We start from the raw sequence: 7,509 nt of genomic DNA on the forward strand, positions 1-7,509 counted from the left end.
ATATGTTTAACAGCACCCTCTGGCTGACCCTGGCCACGCTGGCCGGTCTTGTGCTGGGCTTTGCCCGCGAGTGGCTACTGATTGCCGCCTGGGGTGCAGGCCAACGCACCGACGCCTTTCTGGTCGCCCTGTTCCTGCCAGAAGCCGTGCGCATGACACTAGCCGCCGGATTGCTGGCCTCGGCCGCACTGCCGCTGTACCAGGAGCGTGATGAGAGCGCCAGGCTACGCTGGCTCAATGGCCTGACTCCCTGGCTGCTGCTGGCCGCGGCACTACTCACCATTGTCCTCAGCGCGGGCGCTCCGTTGTGGAGCCGTCTGATCGGCCCCGGTCTGGACATGGCAGCACAACACGAGGCCAGCGCCAGCCTGCAGCTGCTGGCACTGTGTGTGCCCGGTTTCCTCTTGCATGCCTGGCTGAGCATTCCGCTGCAAGCACGCGAGCGCTTCGTCCTGGCCGGCCTTGGCTCACTGCTATTCAACCTGCCGTCTGTATTGCTGCTGGCTCTGCAAGGCTCATCCAGCAGCAATGCGCAGCTGGCCATGGCCTGCGTAGCTGGTAGCCTGCTGATGCCTTTGGTGCTCATGCTACCGGCCGGCCGCTTAGGCTGGCGCCCCTGGCGCTGGAGTGGCGAAGAAGGCAGCGGCCGGGAACTGCTGGGCCGCATTGGCCCTCTGCTAGCTAGCAATGCCGCCAGCCAGGGCCTGGCACTGCTGGAGCGAGTGATAGCCAGCCTGCTAGGCGAAGGCGCGGTGACTTGGGTGAACCTGGCACGCAAGTTGGTCAACCTGCCACTGATCGCACTAATGGCACTCAACCAGGTACTGCTCGGCATGCTGAGCAGCAGAGCCAACGACGAGCGCCTCACCATGCTGCGCAGAGGCCTTGCAGCCGCCACGCTGCTCAGCCTGCCTGCGGCAGTGGGTTTGGTAGGAGCCAGCCCCACCCTGGTAGCTCTGCTGCTACCGCAACAGACGCAACAAAGCCCGCTGCCGGCTCTGCTGGCCTGGTTCGCCGTCCCCCTGGTATTCGGTGCTTGGAACGCCATGCTGGCGCGTTACGCCTACGCTGCGGGCGATACGCGTCTGCCGCTGCGCTGCGAGCTGCTTGGGAGCGCAGCCAACGCGCTGTTGCTCGCAACCCTCCCCTTCGCACTGGGTCTGCCCGGCATCGCGCTAGCGGCCCTGGCAGGCGTGCTACTCACCGGCCTACTGCTGCTCAGATCCCAAGGTCTGCTGCATAGCCTGAACTGGCCAGCACAATGGCTGGCTAGCTTGCTCCTGCTTGGTCTGGCGGCTCTGCTGCATCCGCTAACCAATCCCTGGTTGCAGCTGCCACTTAGCACGCTGTACGCATTAGCCTGCCTGGTCGGCCTCGCCGGGTGGCTGAAACCCTGGCGCTAATTGAGCACTTCGCTCAGCGGAATAAATCGCAGCATATCGCCCTCGACATAGGTCCGCTCCTCCAGCACTTCGACCAGGCCATCGGCCCAGGCGGCACTGCGCAGCACCCCGGAACTCTGGTTGGCATATAGCACGGCACGGCCGCCCTCCAGGCGCGCGCGCAGATATTCGCGACGGTTGCCCGGCTTGCTCCAGGCAAACCCCGCCGGCACCGTGAAGGCCAGTGGCTCGACGCGCTGTACGCCGAGCCGGCGCAGCAGATAAGGGCGTGCCAGCAGGCCGAAGGTGACTAGGGTCGAGGCCGGGTTGCCCGGCAGGCCGAGTACCGGCACACCACGGAAGTAGCCGCAGGTCAGCGGCTTGCCCGGCTTGATCGCCAGCTTCCACAGAGCCAGCTCGCCCTCTTCGCGCAATGCCTGGCCGAGGAAATCCGCCTCGCCCACCGACACGCCGCCGGTAGAGAGAATCAGGTCGGCATCTCCCAGTTCCGCCAGAGCCTCGCGCGTGCGCTGCAGATCATCGGGCAGGATGCCGGCATCACGCACCTCGCAGCCCAAACGCTGCAGCCAGGCGCAGAGCAGGCTGCGGTTGCTGTTGTAGATCTGCCCCGGCCCCAGTGCCGTACCGGGCTCGATCAGCTCGTCGCCGGTCGACAGCACCGCCACCCGTGGCCGGCGCCGAACGGCCAGCAGCGCGCAGCCAAGCGTGGCGGCCAGCCCTATCTCCACCGGGCCGAGGCGGGTGCCGGCGCTCAGTACCAGCTCTCCGGCACGGGTCTCCTGGCCTCGCGGACGCACGTTCTGCCCGAGCACCAGCGGCTCGCTAAAGCTCACCCGACCGTCGGCCAGCACCTCGGCGTTCTCCTGCATCTCCACCGTGTCAGCGCCCTCCGGTAGCGGGGCTCCGGTAAAGATGCGCGCACAGGTACCTGGCTGCAGTGGCTGCGGCGCATGGCCGGCGAGAATGCGCTGACTGACCGGCAGCGGCTCGCCGCTCCAGTCGGAAAGACGCACTGCGTAGCCGTCCATGGCGCTATTGGGCCAAGGTGGCAGGTCCAGCCCGGCGACCAGGTCGGTGGCCAGCACGCGCCCATCGGCAGCGGCCAGCGGCACTATCTCGCGATCCTCGATGGGCGTCGCATCGGCCAGCGCCATCAGGCGCTGCAGTGCCTCCTCGACCGGCAGCAGACTCATCCGCGGCTACCGCAAGGCGCGGCCTGCTTCAGGTGCGGCACGAAGTTGCAGGGGCGGTGACGGTTGTCCAGCTGCTCGCCGAGGATGCCATCCCAAGCAGTGCGGCAGGCATTGGTCGAACCCGGCAGGCAGCACACCAGGGTGCCGTTGGACAGACCGGCCAGGGCCCGCGACTGCATGGTGGAGCTGCCGATATCGGCCACCGAGATCTGCCGAAAATATTCGCCGAAGCCATCTACCTGCTTGTCCAACAGGCAGGCCACCGCTTCCGGTGTGCTGTCGCGGCCGGTAAAGCCGGTGCCACCGGTGATCAGCACTACCTGCACCTCATCCTCAGCGATCCACTGCGCCACCTGGGCACGGATGCGATAGAGGTCATCCTTGAGCAGCACACGCGCCGCCAGGTTGTGACCAGCGGCGGTGAGGCGATCGACGAACAGCTGACCGGAGGTATCGGTCTCCAGGGTGCGGGTATCGCTGACGGTGAGAACGGCGATATTCAGCGGCGCGAAAGCCGCCTCGGCCTTGTGGCTCATGGCAGGGTCCGGTTGTGGCGAAAACAGGCCGGTGTTATATCACAGCCCCCACCCCAGAGCGCCGCCATGACCACTGCCCTGCCCCCCTGCTCGATCCTGCTGCTGGCTGGTGGCCGCGGGCAGCGTATGGGCGGGCAAGACAAAGGGCTGGTCGAGTGGCATGGCGAGCCGCTGATCGCGCATCTGCATCGAGTGGCAAGGCCACTGACCGATGACCTGATCATCTCCTGCAACCGTAATCCCGAGCGCTATGCCGCCTTTGCCGATCAGTTGGTGAGTGACGCCGAAGCCGACTTCCCCGGCCCACTGGCCGGCGTCCTCGCGGGCCTGGCCACCGCTAGGCACGACAGCTTGGTAGTGCTGCCCTGCGACGCCCCGCTGATCGACCGAGCACTGCTGCAGGGCCTACGCCAAGCAGCTCTCGAACATCCCGAGAATCCAATCGTGGTGCGTCAAGGCGAACAGTGGCAGCCCATGTTTTGCAGCATTCCTCGCACCTTGCTGACCCCGTTGCAGGCGGCCTGGCAGGCAGGCGAGCGCAGCCCGCTACGCGCACTGCTGCCGCTGGATGTGCAGCCTTGGACGTGCGCGGAAGGTGATCCGCGCCTGGCCAACCTGAACACACCCGAGCTTTTACGCAGCTAGCGCGGAACCCACCGCCTCCCGGCTCGTCATACGTACCCCAAGACCCAGGAGGTACCCATGACTCAGAGATTTCTGCTCACCCTGCTGAGCGCAAGCCTGCTGACCCTGGCCGGGTGCGCCACTCCCAGCGTGATCACCCTCAACGACGGCACCCGCATCCAGACCGTGGACGTCCCCGAGTTCGACGAAGACTCCGGCTTCTATGAGTTCGAGGAGTTGGATGGCAAGTCGGCGCGGGTGAACAAGGACCAGGTCATCACCGTCAAGGAGCTCTGAGCCATGTCAGCCACAAGGAAGTGGAGCTACAAAAAACTTCCCGCTAACCCCTTGTGCCGCAAAACTTTTTCGGTAGAATGCGCGCCATCCTTCGGAGCGTAGCGCAGCTTGGTAGCGCGTCTCGTTCGGGACGAGAAGGTCGCTGGTTCGAATCCAGTCGCTCCGACCAAATTCCCGAATCGACGAAAGTCGATCAAAAAACCGGCCCTAGTAGCCGGTTTTTTATTGCCCACGAAAAAGCCCGCATAGCCATATGGCTTGCGGGCTTTTCTATGATGGCGTCCCAGAGAGGGGTCGAACCTCCAACCTTCCCCTTAGGAGGGGGATGCTCTATCCAATTGAGCTACTGGGACAGCGGGCGGCATGTTAACGGGCATGCCATCTTTTGTCATGCCATTCGCCGCCCTCGCCGCGGCACAAAAAGCGCCCTCTCCTCTCTCGTCACTCCCCAGCAGAACGGCTCTAGCATGAGCCTTAACGAGGCAATCGCCCCTCACCATCACCACGGTTTTGCCGAGTTGCACGCATTTCGGATAACTGGTGCTGGCAAAGCGCCTGTATTAGGCACACAATCAACGTCGTTCAATTGGCGTCAAATAGTCGACCACCGACTTTAAACGAACAGATGCTGTTACCGGCTGAACGGCTAGCGCCTATCATGGTCAAAGCAGCGACAATCAGTAGCTGAATGCCAGCATCGCTTTCCTGAACTAACCGGTTTAATGTATACGCCCTATGAAACAGGCCATCTATTCCAGCCGCACGGCTGACAAGTTTGTAGTCCGCCTGCCCGACGGTATGCGCGAGCGCATTGCCGATGTGGCGCGCAACCATCACCGCAGCATGAACTCGGAAATAATTGCTCGTCTTGAGCAAAGCCTGGTTCAGGAAGGCTCGTTGAGCGATGAGCTGAACCTGCGCCTGGACAGCCCCGAGCTGTCGCTGCACGAGCGCGAACTGCTGCAACGCTTCCGCCAACTGTCGCGCCGCCAGCAGAACGCTCTGGTTTCCCTGATTGCCCACGATGCAGAGATGGCCGCCGAAGAGGCCTGATCATCGACCCAATAATAAAGCCGGCTTTAAGCCGGCTTTTTTGTGCCTATCGATCAGAGCAGGAACAGAGTCGCAAGCCCCAGGAAGATGAAGAAACCGCCACTATCGGTCATGGCAGTAATCATCACACTGGCCCCCATCGCCGGATCGCGCCCCATGCGCATCAACGTCATCGGGATGAGCACACCCATCAGCGCAGCCAGCAGCAGATTGAGCGTCATGGCACCAGTCATAACCAGACCCAGCGACCAGCTGCCATACAGCCAATAGGCCACGACACCAATCACACCCCCCCACACCACGCCATTGATCAGCGCCACGCTCAATTCCTTGCGCAGCAGGCGCGAGGTATTGCCGGTGCTGACCTGATCCAACGCCAGCGCGCGAACGATCATGGTAATGGTCTGGTTACCCGAGTTGCCGCCAATGCCCGCCACTATCGGCATCAGCGCCGCCAGCGCCACCAGCTTCTCGATCGAGCCCTCGAACAGGCCAATCACGCGCGATGCGATGAAGGCGGTGACCAGGTTGACAGCCAACCAGGCCCAGCGGTTGCCGACCGACTTCCACACCGAGGCGAAGATATCCTCCTCCTCGCGCAGACCCGCCATGTTCAGCACTTCGCTCTCACTCTCTTCGCGGATCAGGTCGACCATTTCGTCGATGGTCAGACGACCGATCAACTTGCCATCCTTCTCCACCACGGGCGCGGAGATCAGGTCATAGCGTTCGAATGCCTGAGCCGCGTCATGCGCGTCCTCGTCAGGATGGAAACTCACAGGATCGCTGGCCATCACCTCACCGACCTGTTTGTCGGGGTCGTTGACCAGCAGGCGCTTGATCGGCAGCACCCCTTTGAGCACACCGTCGTAGTCGACCACGAACAACTTGTCGGTATGCCCTGGGAGCTCCTTGAGGCGGCGCAGATAACGCAGCACCACCTCCAGACTGACGTCTTCGCGGATGGTGACCATCTCGAAGTCCATCAGCGCACCGACTTGATCCTCCTCGTAGGACAGCGCCGAGCGCACTCGCTCGCGCTGCTGGGCATCCAGAGACTCCATCAGCTCGAGCACCACATCACGCGGCAGCTCAGGAGCCAGGTCGGCGAGCTCGTCCGCGTCCATGTCCCTGGTCGCAGCGAGGATCTCGTGGTCATCCATGTCCGCGATCAGCGTTTCGCGAACGGCGTCGGACACCTCAAGGAGGATGTCACCATCACGCTCAGCCTTGACCAGCTGCCATACGGTCAGGCGATCACCAAGCGGAAGGGCTTCGAGGATATGGGCAACGTCAGCGGAGTGCAGCTCATCGAGCTTGCGCTGCAGCTCTACGAGGTTCTGACGGTGGACTAGGTTTTCCACTAGGTCGTGGTGCTGGCCTTCCTGGCGATGCGTCAGGCTTTCAACCAGCTTGTGGCGGTGCAGCAGATCGACCACCTGAGCGAGGCGGTCCTGCAGGCTCTCTTGCGGCTTTTTGGCTTCTACTTCAGTCATACGGCACGCTCCACCCCAGCAGCAGGGCGCGCCGCGGGGCTCAATCGATCAGATCGGGCGAAAGGAATTTTGAGTAACTACTGGGTAAGTCCATGGTGGCAATCCACAAGCCTCGGCGAGGCTGACAGAGGAATGATAGCACCCCAGCTCATTTCGAAGCGAAAAAATCAGCCCCAGAACAAGCGCTTGCAGCGCTTTTCTAGAGCGATGCGCAATCTACTTTTCCGACGCATGCGCCATGTCACAAGGCACGCTGGCGCAACAAAAAATCCGGACTAGGCTGGGGTGGCATCGTCAAGGAGGACGAACAATGCTGCGGCCAATCTGCGCAGGAATCTGCGCGCTCTTGCTCCACCCCATTACCGACACTCAGGCATCAACGGTGTTCCGCTGCGAAGACAGTGCCGGTCATATCACCTACACGCTTCACGGCTGCCCAGAAAGCAGCAACCAGGACCTGCAGGACGCTTACAACCCCACACCCGGCCAAGGAAAGGCCGTACCGCTAGCTAAAGCCAGCAAGAGCAAAAGCGGCAAGAACAAGAAAGGCAGCAACCAGACACTTGTCGTAGTCGGAAGCAAGCAGGATGGCTGCGGCAACAAGCTGACTAGCAGCGAGAAGCGGCATGCCGTGATACGCCAGCAGGTTCGCGGCGGCATGACCCAGCGCGATGTAGAGAGCGCCCTGGGTGAGCCCGACAGAATCTCCAGCAACGACGGCCAGATGCGCTATCACTACGCAGACGAGAAAGGCAACAAACGCCAGGTCACCTTCGACGAAGCAGGCTGCGTGCAAGAAAAGAAGAAACGCTGAAAAGACAAAAGGCCCGCATTTCTGCGGGCCTTTTGATTTATGGCGCACTCAGGAGGATTCGAACCTCCGACCGCCCGGTTCGTAGCCGGGTAC

At 62.5% G+C, this 7,509-nt stretch carries 8 protein-coding genes and 2 tRNA genes; 6 read left to right on the forward strand and 4 right to left on the reverse strand.

What is annotated here, in order from left to right; genetic code table 11:
• The first annotated feature begins 2 nt into the window (after positions 1 to 2).
• Positions 3 to 1,403: a lipid II flippase MurJ gene (locus IP89_RS13595; protein ID WP_043310100.1), complete on the forward strand. Its 1,401-nt coding sequence runs from the start codon at positions 3 to 5 to the stop codon at positions 1,401 to 1,403.
• Here IP89_RS13595 and glp read toward each other — a convergent pair.
• Together glp and moaB are read right to left on the reverse strand one after the other, a co-directional pair.
• Positions 1,400 to 2,596: a gephyrin-like molybdotransferase Glp gene (glp, locus tag IP89_RS13600; RefSeq protein ID WP_043310101.1), complete on the reverse strand. Its 1,197-nt coding sequence runs from the start codon at positions 2,594 to 2,596 to the stop codon at positions 1,400 to 1,402. The genes IP89_RS13595 and glp overlap by 4 nt on opposite strands.
• On the reverse strand, positions 2,593 to 3,132 hold the full coding sequence (gene moaB / locus IP89_RS13605) for a molybdenum cofactor biosynthesis protein B (RefSeq protein ID WP_043310102.1): 540 nt from the start codon (positions 3,130 to 3,132) through the stop codon (positions 2,593 to 2,595). The genes glp and moaB overlap by 4 nt, the downstream gene beginning before the upstream one ends.
• A 66-nt stretch (positions 3,133 to 3,198) precedes the next feature.
• Between moaB and mobA the strand changes: the two genes are divergently transcribed.
• The 3 genes from mobA (at position 3,199) to IP89_RS13620 (ending at position 4,222) form a co-directional block, all read left to right on the forward strand.
• The gene (mobA, locus tag IP89_RS13610; protein ID WP_043310103.1) at positions 3,199 to 3,777 is read left to right on the forward strand and encodes a molybdenum cofactor guanylyltransferase MobA; all 579 of its coding nucleotides are present in this window, start codon (positions 3,199 to 3,201) and stop codon (positions 3,775 to 3,777) included.
• A gap of 57 nt (positions 3,778 to 3,834) precedes the next feature.
• Entirely contained in the window at positions 3,835 to 4,053 is a 219-nt protein-coding gene (locus IP89_RS13615) for a YgdI/YgdR family lipoprotein (RefSeq protein ID WP_043310104.1), read from the forward strand.
• A 92-nt stretch (positions 4,054 to 4,145) separates the two neighbouring features.
• Positions 4,146 to 4,222, forward strand: a tRNA-Pro gene (locus tag IP89_RS13620).
• Between the two features lie 107 nt (positions 4,223 to 4,329).
• Here the strand turns inward: IP89_RS13620 and IP89_RS13625 are convergent.
• A tRNA-Arg gene (locus IP89_RS13625) sits at positions 4,330 to 4,406 on the reverse strand.
• A 373-nt stretch (positions 4,407 to 4,779) separates the two neighbouring features.
• On the opposite strand from IP89_RS13625, the gene IP89_RS13630 reads away from it, so the two are divergent.
• Positions 4,780 to 5,106, forward strand: a complete 327-nt coding sequence (locus IP89_RS13630) for an Arc family DNA-binding protein (protein WP_081963247.1) — start codon at positions 4,780 to 4,782, stop codon at positions 5,104 to 5,106.
• Positions 5,107 to 5,159: 53 nt separating this feature from the next.
• On the opposite strand, the gene mgtE is transcribed toward IP89_RS13630, so the two are convergent.
• A complete protein-coding gene (gene mgtE / locus IP89_RS13635; RefSeq protein WP_043310106.1) occupies positions 5,160 to 6,602 on the reverse strand; it encodes a magnesium transporter in 1,443 nt (480 codons plus the stop codon).
• A gap of 310 nt (positions 6,603 to 6,912) precedes the next feature.
• Here mgtE and IP89_RS13640 point away from each other — a divergent pair, with 310 nt between their 5' ends.
• Entirely contained in the window at positions 6,913 to 7,416 is a 504-nt protein-coding gene (locus IP89_RS13640; protein ID WP_043310107.1) for a hypothetical protein, read from the forward strand.
• The last annotated feature ends 93 nt before the right edge of the window (positions 7,417 to 7,509 follow it).

It is taken from the genome of Pseudomonas sp. ML96 (assembly GCF_000761545.1).
Classification (GTDB): Bacteria; Pseudomonadota; Gammaproteobacteria; order Pseudomonadales; family Pseudomonadaceae; genus Aquipseudomonas.